Source organism: Nocardia cyriacigeorgica NBRC 100375, from assembly GCF_000308555.1.
Classification (GTDB): Bacteria; Actinomycetota; Actinomycetes; order Mycobacteriales; family Mycobacteriaceae; genus Nocardia; species Nocardia cyriacigeorgica.
In genome coordinates this window covers 57,128-82,238 of the sequence record NZ_BAFY01000203.1, presented here as the reverse complement: position 1 = coordinate 82,238, position 25,111 = coordinate 57,128, and the positions used below count along the sequence as shown (strand labels likewise).

Annotated in this window: 29 protein-coding genes and 1 pseudogene; 8 read left to right on the top strand and 22 right to left on the bottom strand. The window is 68.2% G+C overall.

What is annotated here, in order from left to right; translation table 11 throughout:
• The 5 genes from RJ05_RS21120 to RJ05_RS21100 form a co-directional block, all read right to left on the bottom strand.
• Window positions 1-824, bottom strand: an 824-nt coding sequence (locus RJ05_RS21120) for an AMP-binding protein (RefSeq protein ID WP_255220949.1), incomplete at its 3' end; no start/stop codon positions are given.
• A 95-nt stretch (window positions 825-919) separates the two neighbouring features.
• A complete protein-coding gene (locus tag RJ05_RS21115; protein WP_036539758.1) occupies window positions 920-1,528 on the bottom strand; it encodes a DUF305 domain-containing protein in 609 nt (202 codons plus the stop codon).
• Window positions 1,529-1,610: 82 nt separating this feature from the next.
• Window positions 1,611-2,261 carry a hypothetical protein gene (locus tag RJ05_RS21110; protein ID WP_036539757.1) on the bottom strand — a complete coding sequence of 217 codons (651 nt, stop codon included), beginning with the start codon at window positions 2,259-2,261 and terminating at the stop codon, window positions 1,611-1,613.
• A gap of 45 nt (window positions 2,262-2,306) precedes the next feature.
• Window positions 2,307-2,822, bottom strand: coding sequence for an Rv2240c family protein (locus RJ05_RS21105; protein ID WP_036539755.1), 516 nt, complete (start codon window positions 2,820-2,822; stop codon window positions 2,307-2,309).
• A gap of 149 nt (window positions 2,823-2,971) precedes the next feature.
• The gene (locus tag RJ05_RS21100; RefSeq protein ID WP_036539752.1) at window positions 2,972-4,381 is read right to left on the bottom strand and encodes an aminotransferase-like domain-containing protein; all 1,410 of its coding nucleotides are present in this window, start codon (window positions 4,379-4,381) and stop codon (window positions 2,972-2,974) included.
• Here RJ05_RS21100 and RJ05_RS21095 point away from each other — a divergent pair.
• Window positions 4,380-5,309: a DMT family transporter gene (locus tag RJ05_RS21095; protein WP_036539749.1), complete on the top strand. Its 930-nt coding sequence runs from the start codon at window positions 4,380-4,382 to the stop codon at window positions 5,307-5,309. The two genes, RJ05_RS21100 and RJ05_RS21095, sit on opposite strands and share 2 nt — an antisense overlap.
• Here RJ05_RS21095 and RJ05_RS21090 read toward each other — a convergent pair.
• A complete protein-coding gene (locus RJ05_RS21090; RefSeq protein ID WP_036539746.1) occupies window positions 5,306-5,899 on the bottom strand; it encodes an AMIN-like domain-containing (lipo)protein in 594 nt (197 codons plus the stop codon). The two genes, RJ05_RS21095 and RJ05_RS21090, sit on opposite strands and share 4 nt — an antisense overlap.
• A 123-nt stretch (window positions 5,900-6,022) precedes the next feature.
• Here RJ05_RS21090 and RJ05_RS21085 point away from each other — a divergent pair, with 123 nt between their 5' ends.
• Together RJ05_RS21085 and RJ05_RS21080 are read left to right on the top strand one after the other, a co-directional pair.
• Window positions 6,023-7,168: a class I SAM-dependent methyltransferase gene (locus tag RJ05_RS21085; RefSeq protein ID WP_036539744.1), complete on the top strand. Its 1,146-nt coding sequence runs from the start codon at window positions 6,023-6,025 to the stop codon at window positions 7,166-7,168.
• Window positions 7,169-7,330: 162 nt separating this feature from the next.
• Window positions 7,331-8,188 (top strand): Bax inhibitor-1/YccA family protein, encoded by an 858-nt coding sequence (locus tag RJ05_RS21080; protein ID WP_036539742.1) that lies wholly within the window; start codon window positions 7,331-7,333, stop codon window positions 8,186-8,188.
• 70 nt (window positions 8,189-8,258) lie between these two features.
• Here RJ05_RS21080 and RJ05_RS21075 read toward each other — a convergent pair whose 3' ends face one another.
• The 3 genes from RJ05_RS21075 to RJ05_RS21065 form a co-directional block, all read right to left on the bottom strand.
• Window positions 8,259-9,479, bottom strand: coding sequence for an acetyl-CoA C-acetyltransferase (locus RJ05_RS21075; protein ID WP_036539739.1), 1,221 nt, complete (start codon window positions 9,477-9,479; stop codon window positions 8,259-8,261).
• 82 nt (window positions 9,480-9,561) lie between these two features.
• On the bottom strand, window positions 9,562-10,440 hold the full coding sequence (locus tag RJ05_RS21070; RefSeq protein ID WP_081597451.1) for an SGNH/GDSL hydrolase family protein: 879 nt from the start codon (window positions 10,438-10,440) through the stop codon (window positions 9,562-9,564).
• 43 nt (window positions 10,441-10,483) lie between these two features.
• Window positions 10,484-10,948, bottom strand: a complete 465-nt coding sequence (locus RJ05_RS21065) for a hypothetical protein (protein ID WP_036539737.1) — start codon at window positions 10,946-10,948, stop codon at window positions 10,484-10,486.
• Between the two features lie 122 nt (window positions 10,949-11,070).
• On the opposite strand from RJ05_RS21065, the gene RJ05_RS21060 reads away from it, so the two are divergent.
• Both RJ05_RS21060 and RJ05_RS21055 read left to right on the top strand, forming a co-directional pair.
• The gene (locus RJ05_RS21060) at window positions 11,071-12,462 is read left to right on the top strand and encodes a cystathionine beta-synthase (RefSeq protein ID WP_036539731.1); all 1,392 of its coding nucleotides are present in this window, start codon (window positions 11,071-11,073) and stop codon (window positions 12,460-12,462) included.
• Window positions 12,463-12,615: 153 nt separating this feature from the next.
• Entirely contained in the window at window positions 12,616-13,572 is a 957-nt protein-coding gene (locus RJ05_RS21055; protein ID WP_228788581.1) for a mechanosensitive ion channel family protein, read from the top strand.
• A gap of 76 nt (window positions 13,573-13,648) precedes the next feature.
• Here RJ05_RS21055 and RJ05_RS21050 read toward each other — a convergent pair whose 3' ends face one another.
• The 7 genes and pseudogenes from RJ05_RS21050 to RJ05_RS21025 form a co-directional block, all read right to left on the bottom strand.
• On the bottom strand, window positions 13,649-14,038 hold the full coding sequence (locus RJ05_RS21050) for a DUF6401 family natural product biosynthesis protein (protein WP_036539725.1): 390 nt from the start codon (window positions 14,036-14,038) through the stop codon (window positions 13,649-13,651).
• A 207-nt stretch (window positions 14,039-14,245) separates the two neighbouring features.
• Window positions 14,246-14,518, bottom strand: a complete 273-nt coding sequence (locus RJ05_RS32455; protein WP_051016782.1) for a vWA domain-containing protein — start codon at window positions 14,516-14,518, stop codon at window positions 14,246-14,248.
• Window positions 14,519-14,627: 109 nt separating this feature from the next.
• Window positions 14,628-14,816 (bottom strand): annotated as a pseudogene (locus RJ05_RS32935) (VWA domain-containing protein); the annotation flags it as partial.
• 230 nt (window positions 14,817-15,046) lie between these two features.
• Window positions 15,047-15,751 carry an LppU/SCO3897 family protein gene (locus tag RJ05_RS29490; RefSeq protein ID WP_051016781.1) on the bottom strand — a complete coding sequence of 235 codons (705 nt, stop codon included), beginning with the start codon at window positions 15,749-15,751 and terminating at the stop codon, window positions 15,047-15,049.
• A complete protein-coding gene (locus tag RJ05_RS21035; RefSeq protein ID WP_036539723.1) occupies window positions 15,748-16,368 on the bottom strand; it encodes a DUF8020 domain-containing protein in 621 nt (206 codons plus the stop codon). Before RJ05_RS21035 ends, RJ05_RS29490 begins: the two co-directional genes overlap by 4 nt.
• Window positions 16,369-16,762: 394 nt before the next feature.
• Window positions 16,763-16,972 carry a DUF397 domain-containing protein gene (locus RJ05_RS21030; protein ID WP_036539720.1) on the bottom strand — a complete coding sequence of 70 codons (210 nt, stop codon included), beginning with the start codon at window positions 16,970-16,972 and terminating at the stop codon, window positions 16,763-16,765.
• The gene (locus RJ05_RS21025) at window positions 16,969-17,856 is read right to left on the bottom strand and encodes a helix-turn-helix domain-containing protein (protein WP_036539717.1); all 888 of its coding nucleotides are present in this window, start codon (window positions 17,854-17,856) and stop codon (window positions 16,969-16,971) included. Before RJ05_RS21025 ends, RJ05_RS21030 begins: the two co-directional genes overlap by 4 nt.
• 294 nt (window positions 17,857-18,150) lie before the next feature.
• On the opposite strand from RJ05_RS21025, the gene RJ05_RS21020 reads away from it, so the two are divergent.
• Both RJ05_RS21020 and RJ05_RS21015 read left to right on the top strand, forming a co-directional pair.
• A complete protein-coding gene (locus RJ05_RS21020; protein WP_036539713.1) occupies window positions 18,151-18,657 on the top strand; it encodes a hypothetical protein in 507 nt (168 codons plus the stop codon).
• Window positions 18,654-19,181 (top strand): hypothetical protein, encoded by a 528-nt coding sequence (locus tag RJ05_RS21015; RefSeq protein ID WP_138445572.1) that lies wholly within the window; start codon window positions 18,654-18,656, stop codon window positions 19,179-19,181. The genes RJ05_RS21020 and RJ05_RS21015 overlap by 4 nt, the downstream gene beginning before the upstream one ends.
• An 80-nt stretch (window positions 19,182-19,261) precedes the next feature.
• Here RJ05_RS21015 and RJ05_RS21010 read toward each other — a convergent pair whose 3' ends face one another.
• Window positions 19,262-20,494, bottom strand: a complete 1,233-nt coding sequence (locus RJ05_RS21010; RefSeq protein WP_085996255.1) for an RNA polymerase sigma factor — start codon at window positions 20,492-20,494, stop codon at window positions 19,262-19,264.
• Window positions 20,491-20,862: a YciI family protein gene (locus tag RJ05_RS21005; protein WP_036539708.1), complete on the bottom strand. Its 372-nt coding sequence runs from the start codon at window positions 20,860-20,862 to the stop codon at window positions 20,491-20,493. Before RJ05_RS21005 ends, RJ05_RS21010 begins: the two co-directional genes overlap by 4 nt.
• Window positions 20,863-21,023: 161 nt before the next feature.
• Here RJ05_RS21005 and RJ05_RS21000 point away from each other — a divergent pair, with 161 nt between their 5' ends.
• Window positions 21,024-21,452: a hypothetical protein gene (locus RJ05_RS21000; RefSeq protein ID WP_036539706.1), complete on the top strand. Its 429-nt coding sequence runs from the start codon at window positions 21,024-21,026 to the stop codon at window positions 21,450-21,452.
• 198 nt (window positions 21,453-21,650) lie between these two features.
• Here RJ05_RS21000 and RJ05_RS20995 read toward each other — a convergent pair whose 3' ends face one another.
• From RJ05_RS20995 to RJ05_RS20975, 4 genes are all read right to left on the bottom strand, one after another.
• Window positions 21,651-22,262 carry a hypothetical protein gene (locus tag RJ05_RS20995; RefSeq protein WP_138445571.1) on the bottom strand — a complete coding sequence of 204 codons (612 nt, stop codon included), beginning with the start codon at window positions 22,260-22,262 and terminating at the stop codon, window positions 21,651-21,653.
• A gap of 279 nt (window positions 22,263-22,541) precedes the next feature.
• Complete coding sequence (locus RJ05_RS20990; protein ID WP_036539703.1) at window positions 22,542-23,312, bottom strand: ESX secretion-associated protein EspG; 771 nt, start codon at window positions 23,310-23,312, stop codon at window positions 22,542-22,544.
• Window positions 23,309-24,613, bottom strand: a complete 1,305-nt coding sequence (locus RJ05_RS29485; RefSeq protein ID WP_051016779.1) for a hypothetical protein — start codon at window positions 24,611-24,613, stop codon at window positions 23,309-23,311. The genes RJ05_RS20990 and RJ05_RS29485 overlap by 4 nt, the downstream gene beginning before the upstream one ends.
• A 6-nt stretch (window positions 24,614-24,619) precedes the next feature.
• Window positions 24,620-25,102, bottom strand: a complete 483-nt coding sequence (locus tag RJ05_RS20975; RefSeq protein ID WP_036539695.1) for a hypothetical protein — start codon at window positions 25,100-25,102, stop codon at window positions 24,620-24,622.
• Window positions 25,103-25,111 lie beyond the last annotated feature (9 nt).

Genomic DNA, 25,111 nt, shown 5'->3' with positions numbered 1-25,111 from the left:
ATGGAGGCGAGCACTGACGGCGTCAGGAACGCATGTGTCACACCCTCGCCGGCGATCAGGCTCGCCAACTCGTTGCCACCGAGGATCGACGGCGGCGCTATCACCATGGTGGCGCCCGACCCGACCGCGAGCATCAGTTCCAAGATCGACGCATCGAAGCTCGGCGACGCGAAATGCAGGGTGCGAGCGTCGGCTGTGACCGAGTACCGCTCGGTGAGCTGCGCGCATAGCTCCGCGAGGCCGGTGTGGGTGACCTCGACGCCCTTGGGCTGCCCGGTGGACCCGGAGGTGTAGATCACATAGGCGATGTTCGCCGCGCTCAGGCGGGTGGGACGGTCCTGGTAGGACACACCGACGGTGGATTCGGCGGCGATCTCGGCCATGTCCGCGGCGTCGTCGAGAACCAGCCACGCGATATCGGCCGACAGCCGGCCGAGCGACGACCGATCGGTGATTCCCAGTACCGCACCGCAGTCGCCGAGGAGATAGTCGATGCGGTGGGCGGGGTAGCCGGCGTCGATCGGCACGAAGGCGGCACCGGTTTTCGCCACGGCCCAGACCGCGACGATCGACTCGATCGAACGCGGCAAGACGATCGCCACGGCCGACTCCGGGCCGGCTCCTCGGGACAACAACGTTCGAGCCAGCCGAGTGGATTGCTCGTCCAGTTCGCGGTATCGAAGGGAGACGTTTCCGCTCACCACGGCGATGCCGTCGGGGTCTCGTTCGACCGCTGTGGTCAGCAGTGTGGCGAGGGTGTGCGACGACCGAGCCGACCGGCGGCGTGTTCGTGGCTGCGGGCGGGTCGGGCTGCTACTGCTCAATCTCATGTCCTGTCAAGCGCCGAAAGCTGGCTCATGCTAGGACGGTTGCTGTGGGTTCACCACGGATGGGAATTGAGCAGTAGCACCCGCTCGCGTCAGCTCTGGCCGAGCATCTGCTTCATCTGATCGATCTCGGCCTGCTGGGCGGCGACGATGCTGGTGGCCAGGGCCTTGGTGTCGGGATTGACGCCCTCGGCCAGCACCGTGTTGGCCATGTCGATGGCGCCGACGTGGTGCTCGATCATCATCTGCATCCACTGCCGGTCGAACTCGGGTGCGGTGGCGTTTTCCAGCGCGGTCATCTGCTCGGGCGTCATCATGCCCGGCATCGCGTGCCCACCGTGTCCGCCGTGCTCCTCGGCGCTCGGCGCGGGCTTGCCGAAGCTCTCGAGCAGCGTGGTGATCTGCTGCATCTCCGGCGCCTGCGCCGCCTCGACCGCCGCCGCCAACGCCAGCAGCTGCGGGTTCTGGGTGCGGCTCGGCACCATCTTCGCCATGTCGACGGCCTGCGCGTGATGCGGGTACATCATCTGCAAGAAGGTGACGTCTGCCTCGTTGAAGTCGGTGCGCGTACTCGCGCTGGTGGTGGCCGCCGCGCTGGTCGTGGTCTCGGTGGCGGTGGTCGAATCGTCGCTACATCCGGCGACGGTGAGTGCGGCCGCGGCGACGGCGGCGATCAGGAAACGGGTACGGGTGATGAACATGTGTGTGCTCCTGGGGAATTGCGAAGTCATGCGGGCAGGCAGGATGCGCGCCTCGGCTCGGTGGCCGGGCGCGAGGAGCCCATCAGATTCGCAGAATCGACAATTCCGACAGCGTCGGCATGGTCCAGGGCGGTGGACGTTCGCGCCGCGCCGGACGGTGACGGCCGGGCGTTCCGTGGCCGTCCAATGGCTGAAATGCCAACCGGAACAACAGCACAAGCCCGATCACCAACCCGAGCATCGACAGGATGAACACGCAACCGTGCATCCCGCCGTGCACGCCACAGTCTCCGCAGTCCTGCTCGTGCCCGCCGACGGCGTCGACGGACACGAGCCGGGCGGCGAATGTCGCCGCGAGCAGGTCATCCGCGGACCGTGTATCGCCCGGGCCGGCAATCGATTGGGTGCTGTGCACGGGGCTTACGGACCCACCCGCCGGGAACCGATGTGACGCAAGCGCAGCGTCGGCGCCGTGGGTGACGGATGCGGTCGCGTGTGGGTCGCTGTCGGCCGGGTGTGCCGACCCGAGCCCAGCGCCGACCTCGTCGTGCGATCGGCCTCCATGCGAATGGCCCGGAGTGGCCGCCACCGCTGACGCGTTGTGCGCCGCACCCCACGCATGCCCGAAGTCGAACACCCCCACATGCATGCCGACGATCCCGCCGAGCAGCACGACCAGCGCGAACAGCCGGGGGAGCCCCGGCAGGTGCGGAGTCGGCTGCTGGTCGGTCACGGACTCCAGTCTAGAGGCCGCCGGACACATACCCCGGCGTGGTACTCACTCGTACTCTTCGCAGGCGTCGACGGCGGCGTCCTTGGTGAGGTTGAAGGTGTCGATGTGGTCGTTCATCTGGTCGGTCGGCGCGTTCGTCTTCAGCATGTCGGCCAGCTTCTTGCTGTCGTCGCGCCAGTCCCGCAACGCCTGGGCGACGCCGGCGGGGACAGTCTTGACCAGTTTGCGGTCGACGTCGTTCGCGCCGTCACGCAGCGCCGATTCGGCGTCGGCGGCCTTGGCTGCGGTGTCGGGCGCGTCGTTGTTGCTGGCGTCGATGTAGGCGTTGAACTTGCGCACGGCGTTGCCGTTGGCGTCGCTGAACGCATCGCAGGCGGTGGTCGCCGCGGATTTGGCGGCCGCCGACGACGACGCTGCCGCCATCGAGGTGTAGGTGGCCAGATCGGCCTGGTTGACCTGGGCGGTGCCGGAAACGCTGTTCGAACAGGCGCTCACCAGGACGAGTCCGCCGGCCAGCGCCACCGAGGCGGCGGCAAGGCTCACGCGTTCGTAGCGTCGCATCGGTCTTTCTCCCCTCGCGGATGCCGGCCGCCCCGTGTCTTCGCGGAGACAGACATTGCCAGCATCTGACCGTAAGTCTTCATGACCGTACTGGGTCGTTTACGCCGATGGCGAAGCGTGGCGCGAAAGTTGGCGAACTGATACCCCGGCTAGCCCTGCCGCGCGAGGGCCTGGCCGATCACCCGTGCACCGTCCGGGAAGGCGCCGGGATTCGGACCGGAGTAGTTGAGCCGCAGATACGGCCCGGTCGGCTCGGCGGGGAACCATTCATCGCCTGCCGCCACGATGACGCTCTCTGCCTCGCAGTCGCGGACCAGCCGGGCCAGGTCGGTGCCATCGGGCGACCGCACCCAAAGGTTCAGTCCGCCCTGTGGAACGGCCGTCACATGCGCGCTGGGCGCGTGCTCGCCCAGTGCGTCGACGAGCAGATCGCGGCGCGCGGCAAGCTGCTGGTGCAACGTTCTCAGATGGCGCCGCCAGGCCGGTTGCGTGACGACGTCGAGGGCGACCGACTGCAACAATCCGCTCACATACATCGATTCCGCCTGAGTATCGGCGAGGATCCGTTCACGCGCGGGCCCGCGCGCGATGATCGCGGCGACCCGCACCGCCGGGGACACGCTCTTGGTGAGCGAACGCAGATAGACCACGTGCCCGGCGTCGTCACGCGCGGCGACGGGCACCGACTCGGCGGTGATGCCGAAATCGTGCGCCCAGTCGTCTTCGATGAGGAACGCCCCGTGCCCGCGCACGATGTCGAGTACCCGGTCTGCGGCCTCCGACGTCCAGCGCGCACCAGTGGGATTGGCGAAGTTGGGCTGGGCGTAGAAGGCGCGGGCTCCGGTGTGCCGGAAGGCGCGGTCCAGTTCCTCGGGGTCGGGCCCGTCGCTGCCGCTGGGCACCGGCACCACCGGGATGCCGGCTTGGCGCGCGGCGAGGATGGCTCCCCAATAGGTGGGCGATTCGATCAGCAGCGGCCTCCCCGCGCCGACCAGCGCGCGGAAGGCGCTACTGAGACCGCTCTGGCTGCCCGGGGTGATGATGGCGTCCGTGGGCGCGGGCGGTGTGACGCCGACCGGTACGGCCGCGCCGAGTTCGGTAGCGAACCACGCTTGGAGTTCGGTAAGGCCGGCGACGGGCGGCCGCGACGTCGTCGCCGCGCCGCGCGCTGCTCGCGAGAACGCGGCCCGGATCAGCCGTTCGGGTAGCAGTTCCCGGTCCGGATAACCCGAATGCAGAGCGATCGCGTCGGTCGGTGCGGTGCGCAACGCGGCGGCGAGCTGTGGTGTGCGACTGATCGGCGCGCCGAGCGCGGCCGTCTGCCAGCCGTAGTCATTGGGGCGGGCCACCCGCACACCGTGGACGAAAGTGCCGATGCCGGGGCGTGTTTCGATCATGCCCTGGGCGGTCAAGGTGCGCAGCGCCTTCTGCACCGTCACCGGGCTCGCGCCGTACTGCGTCACCAGCGCCCGCGTCGACGGCAGCTTCGCGCCCGGTGCCGCCGTGGCGATCCATGCGCGAAGGTCGGCGACGATACGCGAGCTGCTATCGTTGAACATGAAGACACAGAGTAGCGCTATTGTCGGTTCGCGCGCACCGCTACCGGCCGTTTCCGGTGGCCTGCACTGGGGGCTGCTCGGCGTCGTCGCCTTCTCCTTCACCGTTCCTTTCACGCGAGTGGCCGTCGGTGACGGCGCGATGTCGCCGTTGTTCGTCGGCGCGGGCCGGGCCGTCATCGCCGCCGTCCTCGCCGCCCTCGCGCTGACCATCACCAATCAGCCCTTGCCCCGCCGACGTCAATGGGGTCGGATCGCGGTCGTGGCCGGCGGTGTGGTGATCGGCTTCCCGCTGCTGACCTCCTACGCGCTCACCACCGCACCCGCGGGCCACAGTGCGGTGGTGATCGCTGTACTGCCCGCCGCGACCGCGGTCACGGCCGTCCTGCGCGGTCACGAACGCCCACCGCTCGCCTTCTGGTACTCGGCGGCGCTCGGTGCCGTCGCGGCTCTCGGTTTCGCCGCCGTGCAAAGCGACGGATTCGGGGCCGTGCACTGGTCGGATCTGCTGCTCTTCGGCGCAGTCGCGGCCGCCGCGATCGGCTATGCCGAAGGCGGGCTGCTGGCCAGGGAACTCGGCGCGTGGCAGACGGTCTCCTGGGCCCTTGTGCTCGCCGCGCCGCTGATGATCGTGTTGACCGGACTGTCGATCGCACACGATCCACCGAGCGGCACGGTGACCGAATGGTCTGCCTTCGCCTATCTCGCGGTGGTGAGCATGTACCTCGGCTTCTTCGCCTGGTACCGCGGGCTCGCGATCGGCCCGATGCCACAGGTCAGTCAAATTCAGCTGGTACAGCCGGTGATGACGATCGGCTGGGCCGCGTTGCTGCTCGGTGAGCGACTCACGTGGCCGACGGTGCTCGGCGGGGCGGCCGTGATCGGCTGCGCCGCACTTGCCGTGCGGGCGCGGCTCGGACGGCCGGGCTAGGCGGTGGCGATATCGATGACCAGCCGGGTCGGATTGCTCAGCGCGCTCACCGAGAACGCGGGCCGCTCGCCGTTGACGCCGACGAACGACTGGGTGACGCCCTCGAAGACGATTGTCCGGTAGACCCCCGCGACGGCCGGTGCCGAGGGATCGACGACCGGGTCCGGCCCCGAGTACGGCTCAACCCCGCTGTCGAACGGGTAGACCGACCCGGTGATCCGCACTTCCAGCACCGATTGGCCGGCGACGTCGATGGCGGTACCGCTGCCGTCCTGCACCGCCCGGTCGACGTATTCGACCTCCCAGCCGGGCGTGCCGGTGCCGCCGAGCTCGTAGACGACCCGGTCGAACCCCTCGTGATGGCCGACGCTGATGTCGGTGACGGTCAGTGCGGCGTCGCCGGAGGCCTGGGCGCGTTTGGGCGCGGCATCGGCTGGGGCGGAGGGGGGTGCGGCCATGGTGGTGCTCGTCTCGGGCGAGGTGGCGGGGGCGTCGACGACGGTGGCGGGGGTCGGTTCGCTGTCGCCGCAGGCCGCCGCGAATCCGACGACGCCGAGGGCAACGATGCCGACCACCAGCTTGTTACGCATGTGGCAAATGTTACCCATCATTGCCCGCTCGCACGGGGTATTCGGCCGGGGTGTTCGGCTGCCGAAACCCGCCCGAATCGGGGCAGATGTGCTTGCCGGGCAACGATCTAGCACACTTGACGGGTGCTGAATGTGGAGGATCTGCTGGGGCGACTGCGCCGGTATCCGGATGTGGAGGCGCCGAACCTGTATGCCGTCGATGCCGCTGATCGGTTGATTCTCGATGTCGCGGCCGACGCGTTGGCCGCCGCGGATAGCGGGGAAGTTGCCATTATCGGCGACAGCTACGGCGCCCTCACCCTCGGCGCCGCCGCCGCACACGACCTGCGGGGTCTACGCGTGCACCAGGATCTGCTCACCGGTGAACTCGCCCTCGCCGCCAACGCCCGCACCCTCGGTCTCGCCGACCGCTACACCGCCCATGCCCTCGATGCCGGTCTGCTCAAAGGCGTGCGGGTGGTTCTGCTGCGGCTGCCACGCGTGCTGGCCGGGCTGAGCGAGATCGCCGACGCCATCGCCCGATTCGCCGAACCCGACGTCGAGGTCTTCGCCGGCGGCCGCGACAAGTACCTGACCACCACGATGAACGAGGTGCTCGGCGAATCCTTCACCGATGTGCGGGCCAGCCGTGGCCGCCAGAAGTCGCGCATGCTGCTGGTCAGCGGCCCCAAGCAGCTGGGTGAGCCGCCGTTTCCGGTGCGCGAGCGGCTCGGCGAACTCGATATCGACGTCGTCGCGCACGGTGCCGCCTTCTCCGGTGCCCGCCTCGATATCGGCACCCGCTTCCTGCTCCAGCACATGAAGGCGATGAAGCCCGACGCCCGCACCGCCATCGATCTCGGCTGCGGAACCGGAATCCTGGCCGTCGCGCTCGCCAAGGCCAGGCCCCGGCTGGAGGTGATCGGCACCGATCAGTCCGCCGCCGCGGTGGCCTCGGCGGTGGCAACGGCCGCCGCCAACGACGTCTCCGATCGGGTCACGGTGGTGCGCGACGACGCGATGTCGACCGCACCAGACAACAGCGCCGATCTGGTGCTGTGTAATCCGCCGTTCCACGTCGGCGCCGCGGTGCACACCGGGTCGGCGATCAAGATGTTCACCCAGACCGGGCGGGTGCTGCGTCCGGGCGGGGAACTGTGGACCGTCTACAACACCCATCTCAATTACCGGGGTGTGGTGGAGCGGATGGTCGGGCGCACCGACGTCATCGGGCGCAACCGCAAATTCACCGTCACCCGGTCGGTGTGTGGCCTGCACGATGTCCAATAACGGTAGAGTCCGATTTGTCGGTCTTTGTCGCAACGCCGAGTCGCCGTCCGGGAACTCGACGCCGGCGATGAACGTTGGACAGAACAAGTTGGAAATCGGGCGGTAGCTCGATTCCGGCGGCCACGCATCGACGTGGGCCACGACTCCAGAAAGGGATAAACGGTGCGCGCCACAAGCAATCCGGTATTCAAGAATTTGCCGAAACAGGAAGGTGGCGGTTACGCCAACTTCGGTTCGGGCGTGGCCGGTGCGGGGCAGCTGGGCCAGCAGTTCGGTAACCAGTACGGCCAGCCCCCGCAGTACCAGCCCTACCAGCAGGCCCCCGCCGCCCGGTCGATGACCATCGACGACGTGGTCACCAAGACAGGCATCACGCTGGGTGTGCTGGCGGTCTCGGCCCTGATCTCCTACATCCTGAGCAGCGCCAACAACGGCCTCGCGCCGCTGTTCGTCATCGGCGGCGGCCTGGTCGGTCTGGTGCTGGTGCTGGTCGCCAGCTTCGGCCGCAAGATGGACAACCCCGCCATCGTGCTGGGCTACGCGGTCGCCGAGGGCCTGTTCCTCGGTGCGCTGTCGCTGATGTTCACCGACATCTCCTTCGGCGGTGCCGGCGGTTCGGCGCTGATCGGCCAGGCGGTGCTTGGCACCTTCGGTGTGTTCGCGGGCATGCTGGTCGTCTACAAGACCGGCGCCATCCGCGTCACGCCGCGGTTCACCCGGATGATCGTCGGCGCGATGATCGGTGTGCTGGTGCTGATCGTGGGCAACCTGATCGCCAGCTTCTTCACCGACGGCGGCTTCGGCCTGCGTGACGGCGGCCCGATCGCCATCATCTTCAGCCTGGTCTGCATCGCGATCGCCGCGTTCAGCTTCCTGCTCGACTTCGACGCCGCCGACCAGCTGATCCGCGCCCAGGCGCCGGAGAAGGCCGCCTGGGGCGTCGCCCTCGGCCTGACCGTCACCTTGGTCTGGCTCTACGTCGAGATCCTGCGCCTGCTGAGCTACTTCCAGAACGATTAGCAGGCTCCGGCCGTAAAAGAATGGCTCCCTACCCGCTCGGGTAGGGAGCCATTCTGCTGTTCCGCCGCTGCTAGCTCAGGCGCTCGATGATCATGGCCATGCCCTGGCCGCCGCCGACGCACATGGTCTCCAGGCCGAACTGCTTGTCGTGGGTCTGGAGGTTGTTGATCAGCGTCGCGGTGATGCGGGCGCCGGTCATGCCGAACGGGTGGCCGAGGGCGATGGCGCCACCGGAGACGTTGAGCCGGTCCAGGTCCATGTTCAGCGCGCGGGCCGACCCGAGCACCTGCACCGCGAAGGCCTCGTTGATCTCGTAGAGGTCGATGTCGTCGATGGTCTTACCGGCGATCTTCAGCGCCTTGCGGACGGCCTCGATCGGGCCGAGGCCCATGATCTCCGGCGACAGGCCGGACACACCGGTGGAGACGATGCGGGCCAGCGGGGTCAGGCCCAGCTCCTTGGCCTTGGTGTCGCTCATGATCACCAGTGCGGCGGCGCCGTCGTTGAGCGGGCAGGCGTTGCCGGCGGTGACGGTGCCGTCCGGGCGGAAGACCGGCTTGAGCTGCGAGATCTTGTCGTAGGTGGTGCCGGGGCGGGGGCCGTCGTCGGTGGAGACCACGGTGCCGTCGGGCAGGGTGACCGGGGTGATCTCCCGCTCGAAGAACCCGGCCTTGATGGCTTCCTCGGCGCGGTTCTGCGAGCGCACGCCCCAGTGGTCCTGGTCTTCCCGCGAGATGCCGGTGTACTGGGCGACGTTCTCGGCGGTCTGGCCCATCGCGATGTAGACGTCGGGCAGCTCACCGCTCTCGCGCGGGTCGGTCCAGCCGTCGGAGCCGCCCTCAGCGCGCTTGACCGTGCGCGCTTCGGCCTCGGCGAACTTGTCGTTGTGGGTGTCGGGCCAGCCGTCGGCGGTGCCCTTCGGGAAGCGCGAGACGGTCTCCACACCGGCGGAGATGAACACATCGCCCTCACCGGCCTTGATGGCGTGCAGCGCCATGCGGGTGGTCTGTAGCGACGACGAACAATACCGGTTGAGCGTCACACCGGGCAGGAAGTCGTAGCCGAGCTGGGTGGCGACCACCTTGGCCATGTTGAAGCCGGCTTCGCCGCCGGGCTGGCCGCAGCCGAGCATCAGATCGTCGATCTGGGTGGGGTCGAGGGCGGGGACCTTGTCGAGGGCGGCGCGGACCATCTGGGTGGCGAGGTCGTCCGGCCGCATGCTCACCAGAGAACCCTTGCCTGCGCGGCCGATGGGGGAGCGGGCGTACGAAACGATGACGGCCTCAGGCATGAGGACTCCTTATGTCTCGGAGCGCGCACGGTGGTCGCCGACCAGGTCCGTGCGGCACTCGCGGGTACGGATCACCTCGAATCTACGTCGCGTGTGTCGAGGGGGAAACACCCGGTGCGACCAGATCCCGCTCACTGAGAGCACTGAGCAGAACCGGCAGTAGATGCTCGGCGGCGAGGGCGTATCCGGCGGCCGAGGGATGGAAGCCGTCGGCGGAGAACATCTGTTCCGGTGCGGCCTGGAAGTCTTTGCTGAGCAGATCGCCCATCGAGACCGGGTGGCCGCCGGCGGTCAGGGTGACGGCGGTCTGGGCGCGGGCCAGCCGCTGACTCCAGGTGTGCACCACGCTGCGCAGCGGCTGCGGGATGGCGGAGACGGTGCCCAGATCGGGGCAGGTGCCGACGACCACCACGCTGCCCGCCTCGCTCAGCCGCGCTACGGCCCGCTTCAGCCGCCCGGCCGAGCGGCCCACCGAATGCTTCTTGGTGATGTCGTTGCCGCCGATCAGGATGACCGCGGCGTCCGGCGGCGGCCCGGCTACGAACATGGCGTCGACCTGGCCGGACAGGCCTTTGGAGGTGGCGCCGGAGATGGCCTTGGTGCTGAGCCGGATGCTGCGGCCGGTGGCCTCGGCCAGGCCCCGGGCCAGCCGGACGCCGGGAACCTCGGTGGCATCGGTGCAGCCGACGCCGGCGGCGGTGGAGTCGCCGAAGATCATCAGGTGCAGGTCGGCGTGCCGGTCCAGCCGCCACGGTTCCGGCCGCACCGCACCGGGCAGGTAGATGCCGTCGGCTTCCGGCGGCTTGGAGGTGTCGCGCCCGATCACCCCGCGCGCCACCCCCGCCTGCGCCATCAGATACCGGTACGCCGCCCACGAGGCGGTACCCGCGCTCGACCCGGCGAGCACGGTCGCGGCGCCGGTCACCGCCGCGGTCCGCCATCGGATTCGAGGTTCGCCCACGGCCTCGAATTTTACGTGTTCGCGCCGCTCACGCGAGGCTCGCTCAGCCAGGGACGTGGAACGATCCGCGTGCCGGGATGCTCGCGTGGTTGGTGCTGATGGTGACCTCGACGTTGCCGGGCCCGGTGTCCTGGAACAGCGAGTACTGGATGCTGCCGTAGATCCCGGTGACGACGTTGTTCTCGTAGCTGCCGGTGGCACCCGTGGTGGTGTTGCGCCAGGCCACGGTGGTGCGCACCTCGCACAGCGGGGCCAGCGGGTACTGGCCGGGGCCGATGCCGCCGACCGGTGCCGCGCGCACATTGACCACCGCGCGGCCCGGCCAGTCGGGGCTGGTGTCGGCCCAGGTGTGGATGCTGGTCCAGCACAGCCCGCCATAGGCCATGGTGGGGACGTCCGGGAACGCGACGGTGGTCGTCGCGGCGGCGGGCGCACCGGAGGCGACGACCAGCGCGACCGTCGATCCGGCCAGCACCGCGGCGACCCGGGCAGTGTTCGGCAGCCTCATAGCCGCAGATATTAGGCGGCGGAACCACTTTCCGCAGGAGAGCGCGCCGCGGTCCGGCGCGGCCGGTGTGGTGTGCGCTACCGGCCCGCACCTACCGGCAACGGTTCTGCAACGATGGAGTCATGCGCATCGCGGATCATGTCGTGGACCTCATCGGCAACACCCCGCTGGTCCGGCTGAACTCGGTCGTGGGGCCGAACGCCGGTGTGGTGGCCGCCAAGATCGAATACCTGAACCCGGGCGGCAGCTCCAAGGACCGGATCGCGGTGAAGATGATCGAGGCCGCCGAAGCATCCGGGCAGCTACGCCCGGGCGGCACGATTGTCGAGCCGACCTCGGGTAACACCGGTGTGGGCCTGGCGCTGGTCGCGCAGCAGCGCGGCTACAAGTGCGTGTTCGTCTGCCCCGACAAGGTGAGCGAGGACAAGCGCAACGTGCTGCGCGCCTACGGCGCCGAGGTCGTGGTCTGCCCGACCGCCGTCCCGCCGGATCACCCGGACAGCTACTACAGCGTCTCCGACCGCCTCGTCCGCGAGATCGACGGCGCCTGGAAGCCGGACCAGTACTCCAACCCCGGCGGCCCCGACAGCCACTACGAAACCACCGGTCCGGAGATTTGGCGCGACACCGACGGCAAGGTCACCCACTTCGTCGCCGGCGTCGGCACCGGCGGCACCATCACCGGCACCGGCCGCTACCTCAAGGAGGTCTCCGGCGGGAAGGTCAAGATCATCGGCGCCGACCCCGAGGGCTCGGTGTACTCCGGCGGCACCGGCCGGCCGTATCTGGTCGAGGGCGTGGGCGAGGACTTCTGGCCCTCGGCCTATGACCCGAGCGTGCCCGACGAGATCATCGCCGTCTCCGACGCCGACTCCTTCGACATGACCCGCCGCCTCGCCCGCGAGGAAGGCCTGCTGGTGGGCGGCTCCTGTGGGATGGCCGTGGTCGCCGCCATCGAGGTGGCGCGCCGCGATCCCGACGCGCTGGTCGTGGTGTTGCTGCCCGACGGTGGCCGGGGCTACATGTCCAAGATCTTCAACGACGAGTGGATGAGCTCCTACGGCTTCCTGCGCACCCGTCTCGACGGCAGCACCGCCGAACCGCTCGTCGGCGACGTGCTGCGCGGCAAGTCCGGCGCCCTGCCCGACCTGGTGCACACCCACCCGTCGGAAACTCTGCGCGACGCCATCGAGATCCTGCGCGAATACGGCGTCTCCCAGATGCCCGTCGTCGGCGCCGAACCGCCGGTCATGGCGGGAGAGGTCGCGGGCAGCGTCTCCGAACGCGATCTGCTCTCGGCCGTCTTCGAGGGCCGCGCGCACCTCACCGATTCGGTGGCCCAGCACATGTCGCCGTCGTTCCCGCTGATCGGTTCCGGTGAGCCGATCTCCGCGGCTACCAAGGCGCTGTCGGATTCGGACGCGCTGATGGTGGTCGAGGACGGCAAACCGGTCGGCGTGATCACCCGCCATGATCTGCTGGGGTTCCTGAGCACCGGCGCCATCGGAAAGTAGGCCTGCCTGAACCTTTCGCTCGCCGAAGATTCGCAAATTTTTGGCAACTTCGCGGTTCTCCGATATTCCGCTGGGTAATTCCGGCATGGACGGGCCGCGGCAGCCGCCACGGCGCATCGGCGAGCGAAGGGAAAGGTTGTGCAAACTACAAGTTTGGCCATCGACTTTCAGCAGGGGCTATCCGATGCCTGGAGCTCGGTCGCGACGTTCGTGCCCAAGCTCGTCGGCTTCCTGGTCATCCTGCTGATCGGCTGGCTGATCGCGAAGACTGTCGCGACCATCGTGAACAAGGTGCTCGAGCGGGTGGGCTTCGACCGGCTCGTCGAGCGCGGTGGCATCAATCAGATGCTGGCCCGCAGCAAATACGACGCCTCCGACCTGCTGGCGAAGCTCGCGTACTACGCGATTCTGCTGATCGCTCTGCAACTGGGCTTCGGTGTCTTCGGGCCGAACCCGGTCAGCGACATGCTCAACGGGATCGTCGCCTGGCTGCCGAAGGCCGCCGTCGCGATCCTGATCGTGGTCGTCGCCGCGGCCATCGCGCGGGCGGTGCGCGACATCGTCACCAATGTGCTCTCGGGCCTGAGCTTCGGCTCGATGCTCGGCCGGCTCGCCGCGATCTTCATCTGGGGTGTCGGCATCATCGCCGCACTGAACCAGATCGGTGTGGCGACCTCGGTGACCACGCCCATCCTGATCACGGTGCTGGCCACGATCGGCGGCATCATGGTCGTCGGCGTCGGTGGCGGTCTGGTGCGGCCCATGCAGCAGCGCTGGGAAGGCTGGTTGAGCAACCTGGAGGACGAGATCCCGGCGGCCAAGGGACGGGCCGAGGCCTATCAGCGGGGCCGGGAGGACGCCTCTCGGCAGCAGCAGACCGCGGGCCGGCCGGCGGAAACGGCGCAGCAGCCGCAGTGGGCGAACCAGCCCGCGGGCGGTGGCTCGCAGGAATGGACGAACCAGCCGGGAACGCAGGGCCAGGCGGGCTGGGGTAACCAGCCGGGCGCCGGCGGGCAGCAGTGGGAGCAGCCCACCGATCCCGGTCGGCAGTGGCCGCAGGAGCCGCGCGGCGGTTACGGCGATTACGGCGAGGGCCGCCACATGCGGTAGCCATCCATCACTCGGGACGAATCCCCTGCCGATCGAGGATCGGCGGGGGATTCTGTTATGCCGTCGCGTCGGCGCGTCAGGTGAGGTGCGGGGCGGCGCTCACGCAGACCGCCGCCAGCCGCAGCACCATCCAGTCCGCCTCCGACCAGCCCGCGGTGTCGACCGGGACGCCCGGTGGGCCGGGCGGGCTGTCCTCGGGGCCGAGCGGCGCGGGTGCGGTCTCGCGCGCCTGGTCGAGGAGGCCGCGGGCGTAGGCGGTCAGCAGCACCACAGGTGGGGTTCCGTGGTCGGGGTCGACGCCGAACTCCAGGATGTCGCGTACCGCGGCCGCATGCTGGTCGAGTGCCGCCGAGAGCGCGGGCAGCTCTGCCGCTGCCGCGAGCGCCGGGGCCCCGTACATCTTGTGCAGGCGTTTGATACTGCGACGCGCCGACTGTTCGATCAATACGGGGCCGAGCAAAAACACCTGGTCATGCTAGCAATCGGGTTGTTCGCGGGCCGACGCCGGCCGGCCCGGCGCACGATGGTCGGCATGCCTGGGTGGTTCGAGTGTGTGCTCGGTTACTTCGGGTCGGCACACGCACATCGCCCGTCGGCAGCGCCGAAGGGCTCGGTCCGGTGCGGCCGCGGGCACGCATCCGAGCGCGATCTACGACCGCGGTACCCCGCGCGATTACGAGCCGCAGGTCATCGCTTCGAAGGCCGTGGTCAGTTCGTCGCGGCTGGTGGCTTCGTAGAAATCTCCGCCGCCGAGCCGGGCGATTTCCCCGAGCGATTCGGGGTCGCTCGGCACCCGGACGCGCTGGGCTCCGGCGCCCGACGCGTCGGGTACCTCGACATAGCCCTGCTGAGTGCCCAGTGAAATCGACGAGATGCGCACATTCTTTCGCTGCGCGTCCCGAGCTGCCGTATAGGCGCCGCGTGGCTCGTCCAAACTCAGCGGCACGGTCTGCTTCCCGTCGGAGAGCAGGACGATCCGGTGCGGGCCTTCGCTTTCCGCGCGCGGCGAAGGCCGACAGCCCCGCGTAGATGCCCTCACCCGTCGCGGTGCGCTCGCTCAACGTCACCGTTTCGAGGGCGCTGGTGAATGCGCCGCGATCGGTGGTCGGCGAGGTCAGCACGCTCGCGGTGCCCGCGAACGTCACCAAGCCCAACGGGGTGCGCTGCGGCAGACCTGCGGCGAAATCACGCGCGGCCTGTTGCGCGGCCAGCAGCCGGGACGGGGCGACATCGGTGGCCTCCATCGACAGCGACACATCGAGAACGAGGACCACCGCCGCATCACAGGAGACGGCGTCCTCGGCAGCAGGCCGGGCCTCGCCGGAAACGTCCTCCCCGCAGGCCGACAGCGCCGCGGCGCCGATCACCAACAGCCCGGACACAGCGGGACGCAGCCGCGCGATAGATGGCACGTCGTCATGCTAGTCGGGCCGCGGGACCGAGGCGCCGCGGCGAATTCGCCGGTCCGCCTGGGCTATAGATCCGCGAAGCAGATGACGAACTTGCGTTCGGAGTAGACGAAGCCGCGGTCGGCGTCGGGGCAGGTGTCCACCTCGGTGGTGTTCTGCTTCACCGCAACCACTTTCACACCGTCTGGGGAGGTGCACGGGATGCGGGCGGGGGCGGGCTTCAAGGTCATGCAGGAGCCGATGGTCCAGTCGATGTCGAGGCAGAGGGTGGTCTTGTCGACGGAGTGGGAGTGGTCGGCGTCGGAGGGGCAGCTGCCGCCTTCTCCGGTCTTGTCGACAACCCGGTAGGTGGAATCCGGGCTGCCGCAGGCGGTGGTGCCGACCTTCTTCGGATCCGGGTCGAGGACCACGCAGTCGCCGACGTCCACCGTCAGCGCCACCGCTTCCTTCGCGGTCTTGTTCGCCGCGATGGGCGTGGCGGAGGTGGTGGTCGTCGATGTGGTGGTGACCGGCGGCGCCAGGCCCGGCTGCGTCGCCGGAGCCGGTTTCGCCGACGAGGGTGCCGTCGTGGTGGTCGCGCTGGTGGAGGTGGCGCCTTGTTTGGCCTCGGCGACGGTGGATTCGAACGAGGAGGCCAGCACCGAGACGCCGACGATCAGGATGCCCGCGGTGACGAACGCGCCGATCGCGACGATCAACGCGGTATTCGTCATCCGCCGCCTGCTGCGGCTCGGGGTGGGGTTGTCGTTGCCGGACATGGGCTCGGTCACGGCTGGCCGTTGAGGACGGCCATGATGGCATCGACGAACGGCTGCCCGCCCATGATCGCGCCACCGGCGAGCGCGCCGACGACAGCGCCGATCGGGCCGGTGAGCAGGGTGAAGAAGCCCATGCCGATCACCGCGCCGATCAGGCCGCCGATCACCGCGCCCGCGACCACGCCGACGACGTTCTTCTCCAGCTCGGCCACCAGCCGCGACATGGAGCTGATCGGCCGCATCTCGCCGATCTCCTTGGCCGACGGCTTGGTGGTGAGGGTGAGTTCGCGGCCGTTGTCGGCGATTTCGTGGGCGACCGACACCCGCGCGCCCGAGATCTCGTAGGCCAGCGGGATCTCGGCGACCACCGCACCGTCCTCGGATTTCAGCACCGCGCGATCGGCCTTGTCGGCTTCGCCTTCGACGACCTCGAAGGTGCCGTCCTCGACCTTGGTGGTGATGGTGCGGCCCGACGGGTCGGAGGTGGTGGTGTAGTCGATGCCCTGCTCGACACCCTGGGCGCGCAGTTCCTCGGTGACCGTCGGTGGTTTCGAATGCGCGGTGCCCGCGGAGATGCCGAGGGCGGCGACGGCGACGACGGTGGTGGCGGCGAAGGTGCCGAACTTCATTCCTGGAATCCCTTACTCACGCGAAACGCCCGGCGTATTGCCGGACGGCGCGGAGTTTACGGCGGACCCTTCCGTCCGTCCCAAGAATGGAAAGGGCTCTCTGCCAGCGGATTTTGTGAAAATCCATCATTCAAATTCATTTTCGGACGGTATTGCCGACCCGCTATCACTCGCTACCTGCGGCTATCTGATCGTGCTTGTGATCAGGACAAGCGCCCATGCGTAATGGAGATCACAGTAACGCCGCGCTGTGGTGGCGGTCATCGTGACGTCCTCGTGACCACCACAGAACTTTTCGCCCGCACTCATTCCGGTATCGCATCGCCGGGCGCTACATGATTCGCGCATCGACCGAGAAGGCCTTCTGCTCATGTAGCGCCCGGCGGGGATGCGGTTACGCGCTGGGCGGGAACCCTTCGTGCTGGAGGGTGGAGGTGAAACTGTCCCAGGCAGTTGGGGTGAAGATGAGTGCCGGGCCGGTGGGGTTCTTGGAGTCCCGGACGGCTACGCGATTGTGGTTCAGGTGGGCGACCTCAACGCACTCCGACTCACCGGAGCTTCGGCTGCTCTTGAACCAGTTCGCTCCGGATAGGTCAGTAGTCATGGATTGAACTCCTTTGCCAGCTGCCGGAACAAGTTTCGACTGGAAACGGCGTCCAACGCATTGCGCTGGATCTTGGCCGACGCGAAGCGGTACTTCTCGACGTCGTGCTCCCCTTCAAGGTACAGGTCGCCTGTGTAGTTCTCGATGTAAACGACAGTCGGATCCGCTTCTCCACCAGGCTTTGTGGGGAAGTCCAGAATCACGTATGGCCCGACCGGTCCGCCAAGCGGAAACCCGACTTTGTACGGCAATACTCGGATCGAAACGTTCGGGCGAGTGCTGACGTCCGCGAGATGCCTTAGCTGTGCAGCCATGACTGCTGGCCTGCCGACGATGGTGCGCAGCGCCGACTCATGCAGGACCACCTCGACGTCGACTGGTTTGACCTTGCGCGTATAGATCCGCTGACGCTTCATCCGAAGTTCGATACGCCGTGATTGTCCATCAGCAGCATCGGGCGGGAAGAAGTCTCGATCCAGAACGCGTGCGTAGTCGGCTGTTTGCAGCAGCCCGGGGATGATGTCAGGCCGGAACATGGTGAGCTGGCGGGCTGAACTCTCCATGTTCACATAGACGTTGAGATTCTCTGGGATCAGATCGTCGAACGTATGCCACCAACTTTGGACGGCTGCTTGTTGGGCGAGCCCGATCATCACTGCGGTCTGGTTGTCCTCGAATTCGAGCAACTCGCACAGCGCCGCGATGTCCCGAGTCGTCAACTTCCCCGGCTGCCCGCGCTCCAATCGGCTCAGCTTGCTCGGACTCCACTCCATCAACGCCGCCACCTGGTCCAGAGTGAGGTGGGCGTCGCTGCGGGCGCGGCGGAAGTAGTTTCCCAGTTGGCGGAGTGGGAGTGACGGGCCGGTGCCGTCCTCTGTGTTCATGACGTGTCCCCTTGGCTGTCTGTCGGTCCGGCAGCACATCGCTGTCGGAATTCTCCGGACGGCGCTGTCATCGCGACAGCAAACCGCTATCAAGCTGCCCCTGGTCCTGGTGATTCCCCGCGATTCGCGGACATCGCTCGATCGGCTGGATTCGGCCGGATCGGCGGTGCTCAACTGTGTTCGCGCTCGGTGGGAGTTGCTCCGGAAACGCCCCTCCCTCAATTCCCGATCCGGTGTCCGTCATCACACCGGGCCGAGCGCACCCGAGTCTACCCGCGACCCAAAGGTGCTGCGATGGAGAATGTTCCGTTCGGCGACACACCGCGTTCCCGCTGCCAGTTCTATCGGCGTGTCTGCGATTTGCCCGCCTGGATCGACCCACCGGAGATCGGCCGCATCGTCATGCGCGCCGATCACGTGTGGGGATTGATGATGCCCTCGGCGCTCGGCCTGGCCGTGCACGGCGATCTGCGCCGCGCTCGCGACCACGACTCCGGTTCCGGAGTAGGTCCGATCATCTCCCACATGCGCTCGGGCCGCTGGACCTTCCTGATCCGTCCCGACCTGCCTGACGACACCGCCCTGTTCGCCGAGATGTTCCGCCTCGACGTCTCCGTCGTCCGCACCGGCGCAACCATCGCCCTGCCCTCACCGACCGACCAGGGCGAACGCTTCCGCCGCTGGATCCAGCCACCCCGCAGCCCCTTCCGCCCCTCCGGCCTCACGGTGATCGATTCGATCCGCACCTGCGCCGGCCGCGGCGGCTGGCTGCGTACCCCGACCGCGGGATATCCCCGATGAACAGAACCCCACGCCCCCACAACCCCGACCTCCCGCCGACCGGCACGCCCAGCACGACGAATCCTGGCGCCGTGGGCCTGCCGCCCTGGCTCGATGAGTCCGACCCAGAGCTCACCGGTCGCCCCTGGCATGACAAGCCGGGTATCGCCTCGAGCAGTCGTGTCGGCCTCGAGGGTCCCGGTGCGCAGCCCGATTCGTCCTGGCGTGAGGAGACCGGCACCGGGCCGAGTGGCGGTCCTCGGCGTGACGGGCCGGGTGGTGCGTCGAGTAGCGCTGCCTGCCAAGAAGTTTTCGGCGCGCACCCGGACGCGGAGGCGAACGATTCACCGCGCCCGAACGAACCCGACGTGCACCTCAGCGTCTTCCTGCACGGCCTGCGTTTCGATTTCGCCATCTGCCCCAGCGCCGCAACACGATTCATCACCGAGTGGCGCACCCGCCACCACCCGGGCGCCGCCGCCATCCTCCCCACCGACCCGCGCGGCCTGCCCCGGCTCCCGACCGAACGCCTCTATCTGTTGTAACGCTCCGGCCTTTCGGTGACCGCGTGGTGGCGGTGGTCGGTCGAGTCGGCCCGTGCGGCGGTGGCGATCGCTGGCGGTAGTCAGATGATTCCGTCGGCCTTGTCGCGCAGGTAGCGCTGCTCGACCTGGTTGTCGGTGAGTTCGGCGGCGTGGCGGAAGAGTTCGGCAGCGGTGCTGCTGTCGCCGACCTGCTGTAAGAGGTGGGCGCGGACGGCGTGTTCGCGTTGCCGGGTCAACGGGTTGCTGTCGAGGTGGTGGCGCTGGTTGAGGTCGTCGAGCAGGGCCAGACCCCGTTCGGGGCCGTGGGCGTGTGCGACGGCGACCACGCGAGCCAGCTGGACCGGCGGTGTCGGCGTCAGGCGCTCGAGCCACAGGTACAGCATCGCGATCTGAGCCCAGTCGGTGTGGCCGGGCTCGGCGGCGGCGTGCACGGCGGCGATCGCGGCCTGGATCTGGTACGGACCGGCCGGAGCACGGTTCCAGACGCTGTCGATGAGAGCCGTTCCCTCCGTGATCATGTCGCGATTCCACTGCGTGGGATCCTGCTGATCGAGGGGTACCAGTTCACCGGCCTCGGTCCGCGCCGCGCGGCGCGATTCGGTGAGCAGCATCAGCGCGAGCAGACCCGTCACCTCGGCATCGCCGGGGAGGGTGGCGTGCAGCATCCGGGTGAGCCGGATGGCCTCGGCGGTGAGGTCGACGCGGGTGAGGTCGGCGCCGGCGGTGGCGGTGTAGCCCTCATTGAAGATGAGGTACAGCACCTGGAGGACCGCGGCCATCCGGCTGTCGCGGTCGTCGCCGGTGGGGAGGGCGAAACGGGCGCCCGCCTTGGCGAGTTGTTGTTTCGCGCGGCTGATCCGGGTGCCCATGGTGGCCTCGCTCGCGCCGTAGGCGTGCGCGATCTCGGCGGTGGTGAGGCCGCCGACCGCACGCAAAGTGAGCGCAACCTGCGAGGTGTGGCCGAGTGCGGGATGGCAGCACAGCAGCAGCAGGGTGAGGCTGTCGTCGGTGCCGCCGACCTGCCCGGCCCGTGCGGGTTCGGCCATGGCCAGCTCGGCCGCGCCGGCTTCCAGCTCACGACGCTTGCGGGCCTGATCGGAGCGCAGCAGATCCACCATGCGCCGGTAGGCGACGCGGATCAGCCAACTGCGCGGGCCTTCCGGGACACCCTCGACCGGCCACGACTGGGCCGCGGCCAGCAATGCTTCCTGCACGGCGTCCTCGGCGATGTCGAAGCGCCCGAACCGGCGGACCAGCGCACCGAGGACCTGCGGCGCCTCGGCGCGCAACAGGTCCTCGATCTCCGGGGTCACGCGCCGAATTCCTCGCCCATGATCGGGCGGATCTCGATCGGCTCGCCGAGCGCTTCGACGATACGCGCGGTGATCTCCACCGCCCGTTCGTGTCCGGCGACGTCGATCACGGCGAAGCTGGCCAGTACTTCCTTCAACTCCGCGAACGGCCCGTCGGTGGCGACCACGCCATCGTCGGTCTTGCGCACGGTGGTACTCACGGCCGGATGCCCGAGCCCCTCCGTGCTGACCAACTCGCCGGAGGCGAACAGTTCCTTTTCCAGCTGCTGGTAGGTGGCGAACGCGGCCAGCGCCTCCTCGGACGGGGTGTCGGCGGTCGCGGCGTCCCATGCGGCGGCGGGGGTGTAGCCGAGCAGCAGATATTTCACAGGTCCTCCGATGTGGTGGTGGGTTCTCCCTTGCTACCTCGGAGCCGCCTGGCAGATCCCGACACTGCTCGGAAGTGATTCAGCTCACAGTCGAGGGATGTCGAAGACCCCGTGATCGCTCCGAGGTACCAGCGAACGACCCACACAGAAGGAGTAAGACGATGAACGACAGCCAGCAGCAGCCCACCCCCGAGCTCCAGGCCCTGGACCGCCTCGTCGGCACCTGGAAAGTCAGCGGCGGCGCCGAAGGCACCGTGCGCTACGAATGGATGCCCGGCCGGTTCTTCCTGCTCCAGCACGTCGACCTCACCCAGTACGGCGAGCCTGTCACCGGCTTGGAAGTGATCGGCAACCTGCACCCGTTTGGTGAACCGACCGGCCCCGACGTGGTCTCCCGGTACTACGACTCGGTCGGCAACACCTTCGACTACGTCTACGAACTCGACGGTGACACCCTCACCATCTGGGGCGGAGCCAAAGGCAGCCCGGCCTACTACAAGGGCACCTTCGACGCCGAAGGCACCACGGTCAGCGGCGAATGGGTGTACCCGGGCGGCGGCGGATACGCCTCGACCATGACCCGGATCTGAAAGCCGCCGGCCCGAGCCGGTGACTACCGGCTCGGGCATAACGGCGTGCGGCTTCCGGTGCGGCCGGCCGCGCCGGCCTCCGGCGTACCGTCGCCGGGGACCGGTTACCCGCGTGGTCTCGGGCCTGCCGCCGACGGATTGGCCCTACCTGGCAGGAAGGCGATCACCGCCGTGCCCGCATCCCGGCGTCGGTGCCCGTTACGAGGGCTGCTGGCAGTCCAACCACTTACCGTCTTCCTTGACGTAGGCGTTGGGTTCGGTCTTGGTTTCCGACTCCGCGCCTTCGTTCTTCCAGGTGGTGGTGAGGTCGGCGGTGGCGGTATCCCCGGTCACCTCGATGTTGTCGACCTTGTCGACGGTGACCGTGGTGGTTTCGCGCATGATGGCCAGATTCGCCGCCTTGTAGGCCGGTTCGTCGTAGCGGATGAACGCGTCGACCAGGTTGTTGATGCTCTCGTCGGAGGCGGCTGGGTATTCGGCCTTCAGCGCGGCGGCCAGCTGATCGGCCGGCTTGGCGGCGAACTCCTCGGCCGTTCCCGCCGAGCTGAGCGGCGGGAACATGGTGTCCGGCAGGTTCTTGACCTGGTCGCGGTACTTGGTGCAGGTGAGTTCGGCCATCCGGTCGAAGTCGAAGGTCGCCATCGCGGGCTCCTGCTGCGCGATGAGGTCGCGGATCTGCTGCGCGTCGCCGCCCTCGGTGTCGGCCGCGGCCGATACGGACGAGGTATCCGCGGTCGTGGACTCTTCCGAGCCGCAGCCCACCGCCGCTACCGCGACGAAAGCCAGCCCAATTGCAAAAATGCGCTTCACCAAAGGTCTCTCTGTCAATCGATGACGGCAGCCGGACACACCTGTCGAAGGAACAGACTGTTCGGTCGCTGTCTGTGGGGACAGCGAACAGTACCGCGGGTCGAGGTACCCGAGCGCGGCTCAGAGCGCCCCCAAAACTGGGGGGCGAGATACTCGTCGGCGAACGGACTCACCAGCCGCCGCCCGCAGTGGGCGATCGTGTGGCCCCCGCTCTGGCCGCTCGGTCGGATCGACCTCGCCGGGGGTCTCAACCGGCATCGTCGGGACCGGTCGCCCGCATTACCAGGCAGCTTCCTCGGCTTCCTCGCGGATGCGGCGGCGGGCCCGTTCGATCCAGTGCGCGAACTGCTCGGTCAGGGTGGCGCCGGTCGCGGGGCGAACGGTGAGCTGGTCGCGGATGCGGTGTTCCTGGTAGCGGCCGTCCCCGGTGATGTCGTACCACTGGGTGGCGTACCAGGGGTCGGGGCGGCTGTGGAGCGGTCCGGTGAACAGGCAGGCATTGCCGCCGCCGTCGGCCGGGCGCAGGGCCAGGCGCTGATATTCCTCGCGCGGGCTGCGGTGCGCGAAGCTCGAATGATGCGGCGTGCGAGCGGGATCGAGGTCGGCCAGGTGGAAGGTCGCGGCAGGCTGCTTGCCGGGTGCGCAGGAGGGCATGGCCGCGGTCAACCGGCCGGCTAGATGCTCGGGGCGGAACAGCCGGCAGGTGATCGGCCCGTCGACGCCGTCGTAGGCCGCTTGCGACAGCACGACCGCCTGATACGCCGTACTCGCCCCGACGACGCGGTACTCGCCTTCCCTGCCGCGCTTGGTTTTCGTTGTCCCGCCGAGTATTTCGATGCGGAAATCGGATGCGGCGAGGGTGTGGAATGCGAGCTGGATACGTTCGAGTTCGTCGCGGTCGTAGCCCGCGCGCACCTTCTCGCGGTGCGCCGCCGCTTCGCCGAGGAAAGCGAAGCGGCTGACATACCGCAGCGGGCGCGGGAATCGGTCGTGGGCGTCGCTGTACCAGAGGGCCGCGAAATCATCGGGGTCCCAGTTCCATTCGGTCAACGGCTGCCCTCCCCGTCTTGCTCGCGCACCGGTGCTGCCGAGGGCACATCACCGCCGATCACGCCACCCGCGACCGTCTTGGGAACTTCACCGAGCAGCTCATCGGTGTTCTCGGCGGTGACCAGATAATCCGGCGTCTTGTGCTCGTTCTCCTCGGCATTGCCGCCCCGCCCCGCGCCAGGAGCCATCCCGCCCATCGGCATACCCATCATGCCGCGCCCGGTCGCGGCAGCCCTCGCGGCGGCAGCCGCACCCGCGCCGGTCTGAGCGGCGAGGCCGCCCGGACCGCCGGGAAGGCTGCGCCCGGCACCCGGCTTCTCGCTGCCGGAACCCGAGCCACCGGAACCGGGTCCGGCACCCGCGCCGCCTCCGCGCCCCATGCCGCCCGTGCCTGTCGATCCACCCGTCCGACCGCCCGGCACACCGGTCGGGGAGTACCCGGCGGAGTTCACGCCCGCCGGTGTGGTGGAGGTGAGTGACGGGTCCGTCAGGCGGGACGTGGTGCTCGCCGGCGTACTCGGCGGGGTGGTGGTATTCGCCGCCGTGGTCGTCGGATCCTGCTGCTCCTCGGTGGTTTCGCCGCCGGTTTCCTCGGTGCCGGTGTTCTCCTCGGTTTCTCCTTCGGTACCGCCCTGGTCGCCACCGCCGCCCTGATCGCCGCCGCCGGAGCCGTCACCGCCGCCATCTCCGCCGCCGGTATCGCCGCCCCCGCCTTCCCACTCGCGGCCTTCGGTCGGCGGTTTCACCGGCGGAACCAGCGGTTGGGTGGGGTCATCCGGCTTCGGCAGCACCGGAATCTCGCTGTCGGCCTTGACGAACGGTTTCACGTAATGCGTGCCCATCACCTCGCGTGCGGTGGCCTCGGCGTCATCGCGCACCGCGCGGGCGATGGCGCTGGGCCCCGGCATGAGCGTCGGAGTCCACGTCTTGCCCTTCTCGACCACCTCCGGAAGTTCACGCTTGGTCGAATTGATCGAATCGACCGCGCCGTAGACGCGGTTGCCCAGCGCCTGCAACACCGGAGACAGATCCTGGGCCCGAGTCGTGTAATTGGACAGCGCCGAACGGGCCGCTTCTGCCGCCGGACCATCCCAGGCGGCCGAGCTGGAGCGCTGAATCCGCGCCGCGAACACCCGAACCCCATCGGTCCACTTGTTCTCGATCTCGGTGAACTTGTTCGCCGCCGCGAACGCTTCGGTCGTATTCAACGGCGTGAACGCGGCATTGATCTGAGCGTGCGCCAGATGGTCGGGGTTCTCGCCGTCCTTGATTCGCGGCAGTTCATTCTGAATCTCGGACATCGCCGCCTACTTCGCTACGGGGACGACGCCGGGCTGGGTACGCGTCGGGGCAATCGGCCCCGGCGGCGGTAGTTCCGCCGTGAGCTGGTTGTAGCGGGCGGCGAACGTCTCATCGGTGTCGATGTAGCGCTGAGCGATCGCTTTGTGGAGTTGCTGGATCTCGTCGACGATCTTGTAGTGCTCTTCGAGGATGGAGTAAACGCTGTTGTCGGAGCCCTTGGCTTTCTCTCGGAACCGGCTGACGAGAATGCTCGCAGATGAGAGTGGGTCCTGATCCTCGCCCAACCCCCATTTTTCTTGGTCCGAGATTTCAGTTGCCGTTCGTTGGAGCTCCATGATGAGGTCCTTGAACGCGGTGCAGTCGCGGTCGATGTAGACGAACTCTTCTGCATTGACCCTGACGTCACCGCTGATCTGGACGGAAAGCCGACCTTCGGTGGCATCGGTGATCAGCCCCGCAAGAGCTTGCTGTGGTGTGTCGTCGCTCATGTAAGAATT